This is a genomic window from Chitinophaga ginsengisegetis (assembly GCF_900168065.1).
Lineage (GTDB): Bacteria > Bacteroidota > Bacteroidia > Chitinophagales > Chitinophagaceae > Chitinophaga > Chitinophaga ginsengisegetis.
The window spans coordinates 2808382-2825937 of record NZ_FUZZ01000001.1 but is presented as its reverse complement, the minus strand read 5'-3'; the positions used below and the strand labels follow the sequence as shown (position 1 = coordinate 2825937).

The window sequence follows — 17556 nt, the reverse complement described above, 5'->3', positions numbered from 1 at the left end:
ATAAGCCCAGGTAGCGTATATTCACAGCCTCAATATTTATATTTTATATTTTTTTAACTTGTGTCTTGTCATCTTGTCAGCCTAAACCCTGCTGGCACACACTTTGAAAAAGTTTACCAAAAAAATCAGATAATCAATGCAAAAAGGTGCAATACGTGTTCAGACAGAGAACATATTTCCAATTATCAAGAAGTTCCTGTATTCAGATCATGAAATTTTTATCCGCGAACTGGTAAGTAATGCCGTGGATGCTACCCAGAAATTGAAAACCCTGGCCAGTGTGGGAGAGTTTAAAGGAGAACTGGGAGACATTGCTATTGATGTGAGAGTTGATAAGGAAAAGAAAACCATCACTATTGCAGATCATGGTATCGGTATGACTGCGGAAGAAGTGGATAAATATATTAACCAGGTAGCCTTTTCTGGTGCAGAAGAATTTCTGAAAAAATATAAAGGACAGGAAAACGGTACTAATATCATTGGTCATTTTGGTCTTGGCTTTTATTCTTCCTTTATGGTAAGCAGCCAGGTGGAAATCTTCTCAAAATCGTGGAAAGAAGAAGCTCCCGCTGTGCGTTGGGAGTGTGATGGAAGCCCTGAGTATGAACTGGAAGAGATCAGCAAGGCAGACAGGGGAACTGAAATTGTAATGCACATCAACGAGGAAAGCGAAGAATTCCTGGAAGATGGACGTATCCGCACCATCCTCGAAAAGTTCTGTAAATTCCTGCCTGTTCCGGTAACTTTTGAAGGCACACAGATTAATAACACCAATCCTGCCTGGACAAAGAAACCAAGCGAGTTAACCACCGAAGATTACCAGAATTTCTACAAAGAATTATATCCATTTGCAGAACCTCCTTTATTCTGGATTCACCTCAATGTAGATTATCCTTTTAATCTCACCGGTATCCTTTATTTTCCGAAGATTAACAAGAGCTACGAGATGCAGAAAGACAAGATCAATCTGTATTCCAACCAGGTATATGTAACGGATGAAGTGAAGGACATTGTTCCGGAATTCCTGATGTTGCTGCATGGTGTGATCGATAGCCCGGATATTCCGCTGAATGTTAGCCGTAGCTATCTGCAGGGTGATCCTAATGTAAAAAAGATCAACGCTCACATCACCAAAAAAGTAGCGGATAAGCTGGATGAAATATTCCGCAACGACCGCGCTTCCTTCGAAGATAAATGGGATTCCATCGGACTGTTTGTAAAGTATGGTATGATGACCGACGACAAGTTCATGGAGAAAGCCAACAAATTCCTGATAATGGAAGATGTGGCAGGGGGTAAATTTTATACACAGGAAGAATACCGCACAGCTGCCGCTGCCCTGCAAACCAATAAGGAGCAGAAACTGGTGATATTATATGCCACCAACCCGGTGCAGCAGGACAGCTACGTGCAGGCCGCAAAAAATAAAGGCTTCCTGGTAGTAAAGATGGAAACAATGGTGGATGCCGCATTCATCAACAACATGGAAATCAAATGGGATAATGTTTCCTTTACCCGTGTGGATGCAGATATCGCTGATAACCTGATTGATAAAGAAGAAAATACCACGACAGTATTATCTGAAGAACAGGAAGGTACCTTGAAAGAACTCTTTGGCGCCCAGGTAACACAACCTAATATCAAAGTAGAAATGAAAGGACTCAGCGCAGAAGCGCAACCGGTAATTGTAACCCGTCCGGAGCTGATGCGTCGTATGAAAGACATGGCAGCTATGGGCGGCGGCGGAATGAACTGGTATGCGAATATGCCCGATGAAATAAATATGACCATCAACGCTAACCATCCGGTGTACACGCAAATACTGAAGGAAGGAGATAACACATTGCAACAGAAGCAGATAAAGAATCTGGCAGACCTGGCGCTGTTGTCCCAGAACCTGTTGACAGGTGCGGATCTTACGGCATTTGTGAACAGAAGCGTGGAACTGATGGGCGAAAAAAAATAATGACATTGCACAATAAATAAAATGACGGTGTTTATTCTTTTAGTCTTTTATTTGCAAAACACGGAATAGAAGAACCGAAAAGAAAAATATTGTAAAACCTGTCCCCCGGCATATTGCCGGGGGACTTTTAGTTTGTAGTAGTTATATGAAAAAAAGAGCAATTAAAATTTTGTGCCATGTCTTTGTGTTGAGTACGCTCGCATTTTTTTCCTGTTCAAAAACAGAAACAGCTAACCCTGTGCCAACGAATCCTCCGGGAGATACTGTGCCGGTAACGCCGCCCCGGGAAGATACTTTTCCTCCGCAACAAGTTGGTATCACTACTCAGAAAATAGATACCAAAGGAGGCAATATCAGCAATTACGTGCTTTATATCCCGGACGGATATAACGAGAAGAAAGATTACAAATGGCCCATCGTGATATTTCTTCATGGAGTAGGGGAAATGGGGAATAATATTGATGTGATAAAGAACGTAGGACTGGTAAAAGTGGCGGCAGGGAAACCATTTGTAATAATCGCGCCGCAGTGCCTGAGCGGATGGTGGAATCCACAGTACCTCGAGATACTCTATAAAGAAGTGATCAGCAAATACCATGTAGATCCTAAGAGAGTATATCTTACCGGTCTGAGTATGGGTGGTTATGGAACGTGGGACTGGAGTTCTGCACACCCCGAAAAATTTGCCGCCATTGTTCCTATCAGTGGTGGTGGAGATGTAAACCGCATGAAGAATCTGAAAACCATGCCTATTTGGGTTTTCCATTCAGCAGACGATCCTACCGTAAATGTAGAGAATTCACGTGTCCTGGTAAAGCAATTGAGAGCGTTGGGGAATAATGTGCAGTATACAGAGTATCCCAACGGTGGCCACGATGCCTGGACAAGGACTTACGCGAACCAGGATGTATATACCTGGCTGCTGAAGCAGCATTTGTAACCGTTTTATAAAAGCTATCGGACTGCTGCAGTTCTGATATCAATTACTTTCAGCTGGAGGGAAGTTTGCCCGTTCCATTCATTTTCATCCAGGGTAAATACCATATCGAAGGGCTTTTTGTCTGCTATCAGCGGAAATTTCTCCGCCATGTAGAAACCAATTCCGGACATAGTGGGACCATATCTCCCCTGTTTCACAGAGAATTTAATGTGGTCATCTTTTACAATCTTCGAATAACCGTTGTCAACAAGATTTTTAGCAAGAAAGACTGGTCGCAGGTTGTCTGGTCCCAGGGGCTCGAATTGCCGTAGAATATTATAAAACGCAGTTGTGATTTCTGTGAAATGGATTTCGGTATCTATTACTATTTCCGGCACCAGTTGATCCGGGTGGATGGTTCGTGCTACCACTTCTTCAAAGCGTTCCTGGAACGCCTTTACATTTTCTGTTTTCATGGTCATCCCCGCTGCATAAAAATGGCCTCCGTAGTTTTCGAGAAGATCTTTACACTGGTGGATGGCTTCGTATACATTGAATCCCATCACGGAACGGGCGGAGCCGGCTACTTTGTCATTCGATTGGGTAAGAATGATAGTAGGACGGTAGTAATATTTATCGATTAACCGGGAAGCCACAATACCGACCACACCTTTATGCCAGTGGGCCTGGTAAAGTACGGTCGATTTTCTGCGGGCAATATCCACATCATTTTGAAGCAGTACAATGGCCTCCTGGGTAATGGTACTGTCGATTTCTTTTCTGTCGAAATTGTCGGCGTGCAGCACGGCTGCGATGGCAGCGGCTTTTTCCACATCATTTTCGATGAAGAGGTTCACTGCTTTGCGGGCATCGTCCATCCTGCCGGCGGCGTTTACCCGTGGGGCAATCACAAATACGAGGTTGGCAATGGTTAGTTTTTCCTTCAGTGCGCTGAGCGTGATCAGCGCTTTGATACCCGGCAGCGGATCTTCATTTACTTTTATAAGACCGTGAAAGGCCAGTATCCTGTTTTCGCCGGTCATCGGAACGATGTCGGCTGCAATACTGGTAGCCACCAGGTCCAGGAATTTATTGGCTTCCGATTGGGGAAGACCCCGTTTTTGCGCAAAGGCGCAGATCAGTTTGTAACCAATTCCGCAGCCGCTCAGTTCTTTATAAGGATAGGGGCAGTCGTGTTGTTTGGGATTCAGGATCGCCACAGCGGGAGGCAGTATTGCATCCGGCAAATGATGGTCGCAGATTATAAAGTCGATACCCCATTCCTTTGCGGTGGTAATATGTTCGATAGACTTAATGCCGCAGTCGAGCGCAATGATCAGGCTGAAATCGTTATCCCTGGCGTATTCAATGCCCTGCATGGAAATACCGTAACCTTCGCGGTAGCGGTGGGGGATATAAAATTCGATATTGGTGTAAAGTTTTTGCAGAAAAGCGTACACCGTCGCCACTGCGGTAGTGCCGTCTACATCGTAATCTCCGTAGATCAGTATTTTTTCATGCTGGAAAAAAGCCAGTTCAATCCTGGAAATGGCCTTGTCCATGTCCTTCATTTTCCAGGGATCGTGAAGGTCTTCCAGTGTAGGGCGAAAAAATTGCCGGGCAGCCTCATAGTTGGTTACATTGCGTTGTACCAGTAACCGGCATAACAGCGGATGTATGCGTAATGATGACTGTAGTAATTGTTCCTGATTTGGTTGATATGCCTTTACTGTCCAGCGTTTTTGCATTATTATATTTTAAAGGCTTAAGCTTTTCGCTTCTTCCGCATATTACATTATTTTTTATTCTTACTAAAATGTTCTGTCGGTTGTGAATCGCACCAGGGATTCTAACCCGTTTCTGACAGCGTTTTCAGGGAATTTATTCAGGATGGTAAGGGCTTCATCCCGGTATTCAAACATTTTTTGCCGGGTATAGTCAATGCCTCCGGATGCTTTTACAAGCCGGATGACTTCTTCTACGCGGTCCTTTTCTGTATTATGGTTTTTAACTATATTAATAATCTTTCTTCTTACTTCAGTGGAAGCATGTTCCAGGGTATAGATAAGCGGAAGGGTCATTTTTTTCTCGCGTATGTCGATCCCGGTCGGTTTACCGATTTTGGCGGAGCCATAATCGAAGAGATCATCTTTAATTTGAAAGGCGATGCCCACTTTTTCGCCGAAAAGGCGCATTTGTTCGGTAGTATGATCGTCGTTGCTGCTGCTCCATGCGCCGGCAGCGCAGGCGGAAGCCAGTAATGAAGCGGTTTTACGGCGGATAATTTCAAAGTAAATATCTTCCTTGATATTCAGCTTACGGGTTTTTTCGATCTGCAGCAGTTCTCCTTCACTCATTTCTTTTACAGCTTCTGATAATATCTGTAAAGTTCGGAAATCATTATTGTTAAGGGACAGCAGCAGTCCTTTTGAAAGGAGGTAGTCGCCAACCAGTACAGCTATTTTATTTTTCCAGAGGGCATTAATGGAAAACAGGCCACGGCGTTCGTTGGCGTCATCCACCACATCATCATGTACCAGGGTGGCGGTATGCAGCAGTTCTACCAGTGCGGCTGCCCGGTATGTACTTTCCTGGATATTGTCACTGAAAAGTTTTGCGGATAATAAAACAAACATGGGCCTGATCTGCTTTCCCTTGCGCTTCACAATATAATGCATGATCCTGTCCAATAACGGCACATGACTTTTTACTGAATCTGCGAACTTACTTTCAAAATCCTGTAATTCTTTACCTATCAGGTGTTTAATATCGTCCATGTATTAAATAAAAAAGGATTGCTAAGCTAGCTTTTATAAATCACATTTTAACATTTTGGCCTTTAATTTGTATATGGAGTATAACATTCCTTTAACACGAGTTAAGGAATCCTTTAACACAAGGTATACAGATCTTTAACTTAACTGGAATTAAGGTATATAAATACTTTCATTTAAGCTCTAATTTTGAAGGACTTATCAATGAAAATAATATTGCAAGAAAAATTTGTATATTCATTTATGATATTTACCTTTGCTAGGTAAAAAACGGGTTATTAGTAAATTTTTAACAGTTTTTAATAAAAAAAACAATTATGGCAAGCAAAAAGTACTTATTACTGGCAGGCGCTGTGGGTTTACTATCAGCATCTACTAGTTTTGCACAGGTTCAACCAACCGGCTACGATGCTCTGGATAGCTCCAAAGTGTCTAGCAAGCGTATGGTACAACAAAATAACTTCACGAACCACCAATCAAATTTCCCGGCTAAACCGAGAGATATGTGGGAACTGGGTTTTAGTGGTGGTTTACACCTGATCAGCGGAACCGTTCCTCCTCAACCAGGTTTTGGTGGTGGTGTTTCCCTGAGAAAAGCATTGGGACATACTTTCTCCCTGAGAGCTGAGTACATCGGTTCCATTGATAAGGGTCAGGACTACAAACTGCGTCCTAATTCACCAGCAGGTGGTATCAACCCTTGGGCAAAAACAGCCGCTTTAAATGGTGGTATGATTGTTCCTAACTACAAATCCCAGAACCATCAGCTGTCCTTGGACGTGATTGCTTCCCTGAGCAACATCCTGTTCTACAGAGCTGAACCTAAGGTTAACTGGTATTTACTGGCTGGTTACTCTATCGTAATGGCTGACGTTGACGTTGATGCATTGGATGCAAACGGAAATGGCTACAACTATTCCGGTATTAACTTTGGCGCAAAACGCAGTGATATCAGAAAACAGATCAAAGATCTGAGAGATGATAAATACGAGCAAAATGCTCCTTCTCAGGGTAACAGGGTTTCTATCGGTCGTAACGATGACAACCAATTACTCCGTCATGCACTGGATCTCGGTACTGGTGTAGCGTTTAAAGTTTCTAAACGTTTCAACATCGGTATTGAAGAAAAAATCACTATGCCATTTGACGCATACCTGGATGGATATGCAGCTCCTGGTTCCGGTGGTTCTTCCAAAGATTTCTACTCTTACACCAGCTTACGTCTGAACTTCAACCTGGGTAACCCAGCTAAACGTGTACAGCCATTATGGTGGATCAACCCACTGGAATACGCTTACAGCGAGCTGAGCAGCCCACGTCACATGAAGCTTCCAGCTCCGGTTCTGCCTGATGCTGACGGCGATGGCGTAACTGACCAATTCGATCGCGAACCTAACACCCCAGCAGGTGCACCAGTGGATGTTCACGGTGTTGCTAAAGATACTGACGGTGACGGTGTTCCTGATTACAAAGACAAACAACTGATCACTCCTACTTACTGCCAGCCAGTTGATGCTGATGGTGTTGGTAAATGCCCAGATCCAGAATGCTGCAAAAACCGTCCTGAAGTAACTTGTGCTTCTCTGGTTCTGCCTAGCGTTTCTTTCAAAGGCAGCTCTACCAAAGTTGGTAACGATCAGGAAGCTATCCTGGCTTCTGTTGCAGCTACCCTGAAATCTAACCCTTCCTGCAACGTACTGGTTACCGGTCACGCAGGTGCTAAAGGTAAGAAAGGTGGTGTTGACCTGAGCAGCCGTCGTGTTGATTCAGTAATCGACTACCTGGCTGACAAACAAGGTATCGACCGCGGTCGTTTCATCAAACAAAACACTCCTGGTGAGTCTGGCACTGTTGATTTAGCTCCTGCTAACTAATCAGTATCACTCATTAAGATGATAACTTAAAAAAAGTCCTCTCCCGTTCATTCGGGAGAGGACTTTTTTTTGAAGCAAACACTCCTGTACGAAATATTGTTGAAGTGTCAATTATTACCCCTAATTTTGGAGGCTTTTTTAATAAACTTATTATTACGTGGGAATTAACATCAACAGGGTATCCCTGGCAGGCCTGGTAGTAGCTCTTGGCATTATCTATGGCGATATCGGAACATCTCCACTCTATGTTTTCAAAGCCATCGTAGGAGGAAATCCCATCAGCGACCTGCTGGTGATCGGAGGTATTTCCTGTATCATCTGGACACTAACTCTTCAAACTACCGTTAAATACGTTATTCTCACCCTACGGGCTGATAATAAGGGGGAAGGTGGGATCTTTTCACTCTATGCACTCGTGAGACGCCACGCCAGATGGACCGTAATTTTTGGTATGATCGGCGGCGCTGCCCTGCTCGCAGATGGTATCATCACCCCACCCATCACAGTTACCTCTGCCATCGAAGGTCTCAGGACCCTGGAAGTCTTTAAGGACCTGGGCCAGATGACTATCGTGAAAATAGTACTCACTATTATTACAGGGCTCTTTGTTATGCAACAGTTCGGTACTGTTTCTATCGGCCGGATGTTTGGACCCATTATGGTGCTGTGGTTTTCTATGCTGGGCATCCTCGGTATTTCACATGTAGCGGATGATTTGAGCATTTTCAAAGCCTTTAGCCCCCATTATGCCATTGAACTCTTAACTACTTATCCTAAAGGATTCCTGATCCTGGGGGCTGTGTTCCTTTGTACTACAGGTGCGGAAGCCCTGTATTCTGATCTCGGTCACTGCGGTAAAGGTAATATCCGGGTGTCCTGGATCTTTGTTAAAACCTGTCTTATTCTGAACTACCTGGGACAAGGCGCCTGGTTACTCACCCAAAAAGGTCAGATCCTGCCCAAAGATCAGAACCCGTTCTTTACCATTATGCCGGAATGGTTCATCATCTTCGGCGTATTAATTGCCACACTGGCCTCTGTAATTGCCAGCCAGGCACTGATATCCGGGTCCTTTACCCTCATCGCAGAAGCCATGCGCCTTAACCTGTGGCCCAAAATGCGGGTAAATTACCCCACAGAAGAAAGGGGACAGCTCTATATCCCCGGCATCAATACCATGCTGTTTGTGGGTTGCGTTTCCATTGTGCTGATTTTCCAGGAATCGTCGAATATGGAGGCGGCTTATGGCTTATCCATCACCATCTGCATGCTCATGACCTCCTGCCTCTTCGCCTTCTACCTTTATACAAAGCGGGTATGGGTAGGCTGGATACTCTTATATCTCATCGTTTATTTTACCATAGAATTCTCGTTCCTCTTCGCTAACGTGATTAAGTTCATGCATGGTGGTTACGTAACAGTTATTGTGGCCGGCGCCCTCTTCCTGGTGATGATTGTATGGTTCAAATCGCGTAAGATCAAGAACCGTTACGTGGAATTTGTGCGACTGGAAGATTATCTGCCTATCATACAGGAACTGAGCAATGACACTTCCATTCCCAAATACGCCACCCACCTGGTGTATATGAGCAGTGCCGATAATCCGAAAGAAATAGAACATAAGATCATCTATTCAATTCTTAATAAAAAACCCAAACGGGCAGATATATACTGGTTTGTACACGTAGATGTGGTAGATGAACCTTACCTGAGTGAATACTCTGTGCAAACGATCATTCCAAATGAAGTAATACGTGTGGAATTCCGCCTCGGCTTTAAAGTGGAACAGCGTATTAATCTTATGTTCAGAATGGTAGTAGAAGATATGGTTCGTAACAAGGAAGTAAATATTACCAGCCGCTACGAATCGCTGAGCAAGAATAATGTGGTAGGCGACTTCCAGTTCATCGTTATGGAGAAATTCCTGTCGCACGACAACGACCTGCCTTTATATGAAAGAATGGTGATGAAGATGTATTTCTTCCTGAAAAAGATCAGTTTGTCGGAAGAAAGGGGTTTTGGACTGGATTCCAGCTATGTAACCATCGAGAAATATCCACTGGTGGTAGCACCGGTCACCAATCTGCAGCTGAAGCGGATTGTACATTGATATACATCTTTAACAAGAAAAGCCGGATCGTGTGTGATCCGGCTTTTCTGTTTTATATATAACCGGTCATCCTCTTAAAAGGAAAAAATCCACTTTTTTTATAGATATTGAGGTTTCCGGATTACGGTGATGAGTGAACAAATCACGTTATTCTAATATCTGAAAACGCTAAATTTTAGTATGGTGAACAAATTTTTTGGCGTGCTGGTAATGCTGGCACTGCAACAAAACGTGTGGGCGCAAATATCTCCTGCCGCTGGCTACAGGGACCTGCCCGATCCCAAACCCGTTAATAAAGCTTCCTGGGCGGCTGTTAATGACACCAGGCTTCACGTTGCATTCGGTACTGCAGATACCCGTTATGAAAAAAGAAATGCACCTGATAACAGCGGTTTAACGCCTGCCTGGGAAACGAAAGCCTGGAAAGGTGAAAAGGTCCATACACAACTGGTGATATGGTCTGCCGCTGCACAACGGGAAGTAAGCATCCAGGCATCCGCATTACAAGACGGTAAAGGCAACAAAATTGCAGCTTCAGCAGTGACCACCGGCTTTGTGAGATATGTACTCACAGATGGTTTGAATAAAGACGGTGGTGGTTGCGGGTACCGTAATCCGAAAGATTTTGACTCTTCGCTCGTGGCAGATGGTATTGATATCATCAGTAAAAGCACCATTGCCGCCAGTACTACCCAGCCGGTATGGCTGAGCGTTCAGGTGCCGGCGAATACACCAGCCGGTACATATAAAGGCGCGGTGAGTGTGAAATCCGGTGCTACCGCGGTGGACATGCCTTTTGAAGTAACTGTACTGGATCATACCCTGCCTGCTCCGAAAGACTGGCAATTTCACCTTGATCTGTGGCAAAGTCCTTATGCAATAGCGCGCGTATATGGCGTAAAACCCTGGAGTAATGCGCACTTCGAAGCCATGAAGCCTTACATGAAAATGCTGGCAAATGCGGGTCAGAAAGTGATCACGGCCACTATTATTTATGATCCCTGGAACAGCCAGACCGAGGATATCTACGGCACAATGGTAAAATGGACAAAGAAGAAAAATGGCGGCTGGGCATACGACTACAGCATCTTTGATAAATGGGTGCAGTTTATGATGGATCAGGGTATCCGGAAGGAAATCAACTGCTATAGCATGATTCCGTGGAACCTCAAATTTTATTATTATGATGAGGCAGCTGCAAAAGATACTTTCATTGTTGCGAAGCCTGGCTCCGCGGAGTATACAAAGCACTGGCAACCTATGCTGACTGATTTTGTAAAACACCTGAAGGCAAAGGGCTGGTTTAATATTACAGCTATCGCTATGGATGAAAGACCAATGGAAGACATGCTGCAAACCCTGAAAGTGATCCGTAGTGCGAGTAACGACTTCAAATTATCGCTGGCAGGCAGTTATCACGAACCACTGGCCAATGAAATACATGACTACTGTATTGCATTGAGAGAAGCTTTCCCGGCAAACATCATGAAAAGCCGTTTAGAGAAAGGGTTGCCGACTACCTTTTACACCTGCTGCACAGAAGGATTCCCGAATACCTTTACTTTTTCGCCGCCGGCAGAATCAGCCTTTATGGGCTGGCATGCTGCGAACAAAGGATATAACGGGTATTTGCGCTGGGCCTTCAACTGCTGGGTAGCTGATCCGCTGCATGATTCGCGTTTCCGTACCTGGTCGGCAGGAGACACGTATTTCGTATATCCGGGACCGAGATCTTCTATCCGTTATGAGAGATTGATAGAAGGGATACAGGATTATGAAAAGATAAGAATACTGCGGGAAGCATTTGCAAAAAGCGGTAACGCCGCGGGTCTGAGTAAGCTGGACAATTTATTAAAGCCTTTCGAGGAAGAAACGCTGAAAACCACGCCGGCCGCACAAATACTGAATGCAGCCAAACAGGAATTAAACGGGTTCTGATTGAACAATGGCATCATGAAAAAAATCCTCCGGGGAACCGGAGGATTTTTTTAACACAACTAAAAAACAATCAAATGTGTTCATCAATCGGGCTTTTTCCCATCTAAAAAGGTATTGATCGTATTGATTTCTGTATGATTATTAGGGCCCTGATCACCACTCACCGTGTAGTTGGAGTAGAAGTGTTCAGCAGAGCCGGCGCCATTATCCAGGTTCACATTTCTGCGCAGGTAAGCAGGTACGTTTTCCAGTTCCGCGTTATTGTCCATGTTCTTCACATTGAAACTGATGCTGCGTAATTTGGCTACTCTTTCTGCCTGTTTGCGTTTCTGTTCTTCCAGATCTTCGTAAGCCTGTTGCATAGGCACTTCCGGAGGAGCAGGAGGTACGTTTACCGCACTTTCTTCTTCCTCTTTATATACCATTTTCATTTCGGGAGCAGGTGTACCTGGTTCCACGTAAATATGTGCAGGTCTGTTTAAATATCCTCCGGCTGCGTTACCAGTTTGCGGCTGAATGATATTTACACCAGGCTGTTGTGTATGTGCAGGCGGTATTTGCTGAACAGGTTGCGGCACTGGCTGTTGTTGCATTTGCTGCATCTGTTGCTGTTGCGCCTGTTGAATTTGTTGTTGTATCTGCTGCGGGTCAGGTTGTTGTGGCTGTGCAGGTGGCACCTGTTGTATGTTCAGCACATAGTTTTGACGCGCAGGAGCAATAGGCGCCTGTTGTTGAGGCTGTGGCGGTGTGTAAGCCATTACGGGCTCAGGATGACTTACTACAGGTTCCATCAGGCGTGGGGCCATCAGGTCTTGTGGCTCCTGGAATAAGGTGCCTTGTGCCTGTTGTACACTCATCTTTTTTTCATCACCATCTTTACCTAACTGCATTACAATTTTAGGTTCTACGCGCTCCGGGTTGGAGGGTGTGATTTTCTGCTGTGTAATGGGTTTCTGTTCAAAACCGGTAGCAATGATGGTTACACCCAGTTGCCTGTCCAGTGTTTGATCGTAGCCCACACCGAGGATCACGTCGCAATCTTCACCAGCCTGGCTTTGTACATATGCCTGGATGATATCCATTTCATCGAGGGTGTGTTCAAATTCACCTTCAGAAGAAGAGATATTGATGAGGATCCATTTTGCACCGCGTATATCGTTGTCGTTCAGCAGCGGGGAAGTTAATGCATCTTCGATAGCCCTTTGTGCACGGTTTTCGCCTTCAGCCAGTGCAGCACCGAGGATCGCCACGCCACCGTTACGCATAACGGTACAAACGTCGGCGAAATCCACGTTGATCTGACCGGTAGAATTGATTACATCGGTAATACATTTGGCGGCGGTAGCCAGTACGTTATCTGCTTTTTCGAAGGCTGCCTTGAACTTCAGATCGCCGAATTTCTGACGTAATTTATCATTGGAGATAATCAGCAGGGTATCTACATACTCTTTCAGACGACTAACGCCTTCATCAGCCTGCAGCATTCTCTTTTTACCTTCGTAAGAAAACGGAGTGGTAACAATACCAACAGTCAGAATACCAAGTTCCTTACATATTTTGGCGATAATAGGAGCGCCACCGGTTCCGGTGCCACCGCCCATACCGGCAGTAATGAAGGCCATTTTGGTATTCACCTCCAGTATTTTTTTGATTTCTTCAAAGGATTCTTCCGTCGCCTGTTTCCCGATCTCAGGATTTGCACCGGCGCCAAGTCCCTGTGTCAGGTGCGGGCCCAACTGTATTTTATTGGGAACTGGGCTATTGGCAATAGCTTGTGCATCGGTATTGCAAATAATGAAATTTACCCCGTCAATGCGCTGGCTATACATATGATTCACCGCATTACTTCCACCGCCACCGATACCGATGACTTTGATGATAGAAGATTTTTCCTTAGGAAGATCAAAATGTATCATGACTCTATACTTTTATGGGTTAGTACGAATAATTAATAATGAACTATTAAGAATTAAGTGCGTATATGCTTGTATGTTATTACTATGGTTCATTTGTCCTGTCATTATTAATTATCGTTCTTAATTCTTATTATATTAAACGTTTGCTTTTTGCAACAATTGCGCCATTTAACTTTTAAAGTTTTGCATCTTCTTCTTCCGTGAACATATCAATGATTTTTGTTTTCATTTTGTCCAGGAAGTTTTTCAATGAGGCGTTTCTTTCTTTTGCTTTCCGGTCCTGTATTTCCTGACTGCTGGGGGTTTCTTCTTCTATCCAGTCTTCGGGTGGAGCCACCGACTGAGCAGCCTGTTCTTTGGCCAGATAGCTGGTATTAATTTTTACATAATTTTCTTCCAGTGCTTTACGATCATTTTCAAAATCGTTGTAGCCTTTCAGGATCAGGCCCACGCAGGTAGCATACATAGGTTTGGTTAATTCATCTATGTGGCCGCTTGCGAGGTGCTCGTTGGGGAATCCTATACGGGCGCTTGCACCGGTGGTGTATTCTGTCAGCTGTATGAGATGTTTCAGTTGGGATCCGCCACCAGTAAGGATGATACCGCCATTCAGCATTTTATTATCCATACCGATCTGCTTGAGATGATATACCACGAAATCGAGTATTTCACTCATGCGCGCCTGGATGATGTGTGCCAGGTTCTTCACGGAGATCTCTTTGGGGCTCTGACCTCTTAATCCGGGGATCGTGATATAGGCATTTGTTTTGGCTTCATCCGCCAGGGCGTAACCGAACTGTACTTTCATCTGTTCTGCCTGTGTTTTCAATACACCCAGGCCGTTCTTGATGTCGTTGGTAATGTTTTCACCACCGTACGGAATAACGGCTGTGTGTTTCAATATACCTTCATAAAATACTGCCAGGTCGGTGGTACCACCACCAATATCCACAATGGCTACACCTGCTTCAAAATCCATATCGCACATAACCGCTGCAGCAGAAGCCAGTGGCTGTAGTACCAGGTCGCGTATTTTGAGACCGGATTTTTCCACGCTGCGGTTAATGTTACGGATGGCGTTTTTGTCGCCGGTAATAATATGGAAGTTCGCACCCACCTTTACCCCGGACATACCGATCGGGTAAGTAATGTTCTGCAGACTGTCCACTATATATTGCTGCGGAATCACATCGATGATCTGATCACTCGCGGGAATAACTGTTTTGTACTGATCGTTGATCAGCTGGTCAATATCTTTCTGGGATATTTCCGCATCAGTGTCATTGCGTACAATATCTCCACGGGTTTGCAAACTTTTTATATGATGACCGGCTATACCAACATATACCTCGTTAATTTCCAGGTTGGGGTTGGACGCATAACAATTCTCGAGTGCTTGCCTGATAGCTTTAATGGTTTGGTCAATGTTCAGCACCATACCGTGCTGTACACCAAACGATGTAGCTTTTCCGAATCCCAGGATTTCCAGTTTCCCGTATTCATTCTTCCGTCCTGCAATGGCAGCAATCTTCGTAGTACCAATGTCGAGTCCTACAATGATGGGAGCTTCCTGATTCATGGCGTTTTTTGTTTTTTTGATGTGTTAACAGATTTATTCCCTGGCTTATACACTGCTTTAGGTTGTTGTTTGGCCGGCGCAGCTGCTTTTGCTTTCTTCACCTTTTCTTTCTGCGGTTTAGCCTTTTCTTTCGCTGCGTGTACCGGTTTTGCCACCGGTTTGGCAGGTTCGGTATGTACCGGCTTTGCTATTGCCGGTGCTGCCGTTGTTGAATCTTCGCTGTCCGCTATCGGCGGTTCATCTGCATCGGCCAGTTTCAAACTATCCGTTTTGATTACTGGTTGCAATGGAACAACGCCGTCCTTACGGGTACACACCACTTCGTTTTCAAATGCGATGTTGATGCGTGTATAATTATTCCAGCCTACTTTGTTCAATCCTTCCTTATAAAAAGCCAGCAGTTTGGTGAATTTTTTTTCTATGTCTATACCTTCTCCGAATGCAATCACCTGGTCTCCCAGTTTCGGTATGAACTCAAACCTCCGGTCATCCGTGATCATGAGTTGCTCTACCTGTGCCATCCAGAAGGGATCATTACCAATGTAAATACCCATGTCCACGATTTGCGCCGCTAACAGGCTGTCGGGTTTCTGCAGCTTTTCCGCATCCGTAGGAAAGCCTGTGAATACTGGCACCCTGGCTGCATAACGACTGGATACCGGTATATGTTCGCCGGCGCCGTCGAGGTAAAAACTGTTACCGGAAAAAGTAAATACCCTCGCCACCGGTTCGCGTTGTGTTACTTTGATGTTCAGCTGCTGGCCGTTATCAAAATAGATCTCTGCATTTTTTACCCAGGGATCCTGGTCTACAACGGATTCCAGCTCTGCGATATTGATATCGGCAATACTTTTACCGATCGGGTTCAGATTTTTATCTTTCGTGATCAAAGATTTTATATCCTTTGATTCAATAAAAAAGTTATCATCTTTCCCTTCAAATTTTACCTGTATACTTTTACATTTACCGGCATCCTTGTCCTGTATAGCCGCCACCAGCAATACTACAAAGCCTGTGAGCACCATTCCCCAGAGAACGGCGACACCCAGTCGTTTTAATATTGTGGTAGTTTTAGACAAGCTTTTTATTTTTAATGTTGTGTTATTTTGTTTTTAAGAAGATGAGCCACCGGTTCTTTTAACTGGTCGATATCTCCCGCGCCGGCCGTGATTAATAATGGTACGTCCTGTTTGCCCAGGTATTCCACTACTTCTTCTTTCGGTAAAATCTTTACAGGTACTGTTATTTTATCTGCAATCATTTCGCTGGTAACTCCTGCTATCGGCAACTCGCGCGCCGGATAGATAGGCAGCAGTATCACCTCGTCTGCCAGGGAAAGGCTTTCTGCAAAGCCATCCGCGAGGTCGCGCGTACGGGTAAATAAGTGCGGCTGAAAAATAACGGTGCATTTTTTTCCTGGAAACAACGCTTTTGCACTGGTGATCAATGCGCGTAATTCTTCCGGATGGTGTGCATAATCATCGATATATACCTGCTGATCTGTTTTTACCACGTATTCAAATCTCCGTTTGATCCCTTTGAAACTGGCAATGGCAGCACGGATCTTACCGGCATCTATTCCCAGCAGATGTGCTACCGTGATGGCAGCAACTGCGTTTTCCACGTTGTGCATACCGCCAATGTGCATCACGATATTATCGATCATCCAGTCCTGCTGCATTACATCAAACTCGTATCCGCCGTTGATCATGCGGATGTTGGCAGCATAAGCATTGGCAGCATCGTTTTGCAAACTGTACAACAACTTGTTTGTTGCATTGAGCTCTTTATTGCGATGCAGGCCGAACCTGGCAATCAGCGTGCCATTTGGCTTAATATTGTGCGTGTACTCAATAAAAGCATCTTCCATTGCTTCCGGAGTGCCGTAAATATCCAGGTGATCTGCATCCATGGCAGTCAGCACCGCGATATCCGGACTTAATTTCAGGAAAGAACGGTCATATTCATCTGCTTCAATTACTGCTACAGACTTATCGCTGCTCCAGAAATTTTTATTATAGTTCACACTGATACCACCCAGGAAAGCGTTACAGCCGTAACCGCTGTCGGTGAGCAGGTGAGCGATCATGGTGGAAACGGTGGTTTTACCATGTGTGCCTGCCACGGTGATGGCAAACAGGGAACGGGTAATTTCCTGCAGCACATCACTGCGCTTTACTACTTCGTAACCGTTATCGCGCAACCACTGCAACTCTGTGTGGGTAGCCGGAATGGCCGGCGTGTACACCACCAGGTTGGCGGTTTTGTCGATTAAGTTAATATCGTCTGTATAATGGATTTGCATACCTTCTGCTTCCAGCTGCTTTGTGAGCGCTGTGGAGGTACGGTCATAACCGCTTACCTGCACGCCTTTCTCATTGAAGAAGCGTGCAATGGCGCTCATGCCAATACCACCGATGCCGATGAAATAAACCCTTTGTATGTTGTTCAAATCCATATATTCTTCTAAAAAAATCTCT

11 protein-coding genes are annotated in these 17556 nt (G+C 44.7%); 5 read left to right on the top strand and 6 right to left on the bottom strand.

The features are described from left to right. Positions 1-136: 136 nt before the first annotated feature. Entirely contained in the window at positions 137-1966 is a 1830-nt protein-coding gene (gene htpG / locus B5Z18_RS11085; protein WP_079469407.1) for a molecular chaperone HtpG, read from the top strand. A 238-nt stretch (positions 1967-2204) separates the two neighbouring features. Further along, complete coding sequence (locus B5Z18_RS11080) at positions 2205-2906, top strand: carboxylesterase family protein (RefSeq protein ID WP_159454270.1); 702 nt, start codon at positions 2205-2207, stop codon at positions 2904-2906. A gap of 14 nt (positions 2907-2920) precedes the next feature. Here the strand turns inward: B5Z18_RS11080 and recJ are convergent, their stop codons facing one another. Next, the gene (gene recJ, locus B5Z18_RS11075; RefSeq protein WP_079469405.1) at positions 2921-4633 is read right to left on the bottom strand and encodes a single-stranded-DNA-specific exonuclease RecJ; all 1713 of its coding nucleotides are present in this window, start codon (positions 4631-4633) and stop codon (positions 2921-2923) included. Positions 4634-4696: 63 nt separating this feature from the next. Continuing rightward, the gene (locus tag B5Z18_RS11070) at positions 4697-5662 is read right to left on the bottom strand and encodes a polyprenyl synthetase family protein (RefSeq protein ID WP_079469404.1); all 966 of its coding nucleotides are present in this window, start codon (positions 5660-5662) and stop codon (positions 4697-4699) included. Positions 5663-5976: 314 nt separating this feature from the next. On the opposite strand from B5Z18_RS11070, the gene B5Z18_RS11065 reads away from it, so the two are divergent. From B5Z18_RS11065 to B5Z18_RS11055, 3 genes are all read left to right on the top strand, one after another. Continuing rightward, entirely contained in the window at positions 5977-7533 is a 1557-nt protein-coding gene (locus B5Z18_RS11065) for an OmpA family protein (RefSeq protein WP_079469403.1), read from the top strand. A 157-nt stretch (positions 7534-7690) separates the two neighbouring features. Next, positions 7691-9643 carry a KUP/HAK/KT family potassium transporter gene (locus B5Z18_RS11060; RefSeq protein WP_079469402.1) on the top strand — a complete coding sequence of 651 codons (1953 nt, stop codon included), beginning with the start codon at positions 7691-7693 and terminating at the stop codon, positions 9641-9643. 180 nt (positions 9644-9823) lie between these two features. Next, positions 9824-11581 carry a DUF4091 domain-containing protein gene (locus B5Z18_RS11055; RefSeq protein WP_143313551.1) on the top strand — a complete coding sequence of 586 codons (1758 nt, stop codon included), beginning with the start codon at positions 9824-9826 and terminating at the stop codon, positions 11579-11581. Positions 11582-11664: 83 nt separating this feature from the next. On the opposite strand, the gene ftsZ is transcribed toward B5Z18_RS11055, so the two are convergent. The 4 genes from ftsZ to murC all read right to left on the bottom strand — a co-directional run bounded on the left by ftsZ (position 11665) and on the right by murC (position 17534). Beyond that, the gene (gene ftsZ, locus B5Z18_RS11050; protein WP_079469401.1) at positions 11665-13497 is read right to left on the bottom strand and encodes a cell division protein FtsZ; all 1833 of its coding nucleotides are present in this window, start codon (positions 13495-13497) and stop codon (positions 11665-11667) included. A gap of 175 nt (positions 13498-13672) precedes the next feature. Further along, positions 13673-15076, bottom strand: coding sequence for a cell division protein FtsA (gene ftsA, locus B5Z18_RS11045; protein WP_079469400.1), 1404 nt, complete (start codon positions 15074-15076; stop codon positions 13673-13675). Then, the gene (locus tag B5Z18_RS11040) at positions 15073-16155 is read right to left on the bottom strand and encodes a cell division protein FtsQ/DivIB (RefSeq protein WP_143313550.1); all 1083 of its coding nucleotides are present in this window, start codon (positions 16153-16155) and stop codon (positions 15073-15075) included. Before B5Z18_RS11040 ends, ftsA begins: the two co-directional genes overlap by 4 nt. An 11-nt stretch (positions 16156-16166) precedes the next feature. Then, a complete protein-coding gene (gene murC, locus B5Z18_RS11035) occupies positions 16167-17534 on the bottom strand; it encodes a UDP-N-acetylmuramate--L-alanine ligase (protein WP_079469398.1) in 1368 nt (455 codons plus the stop codon). Positions 17535-17556 lie beyond the last annotated feature (22 nt).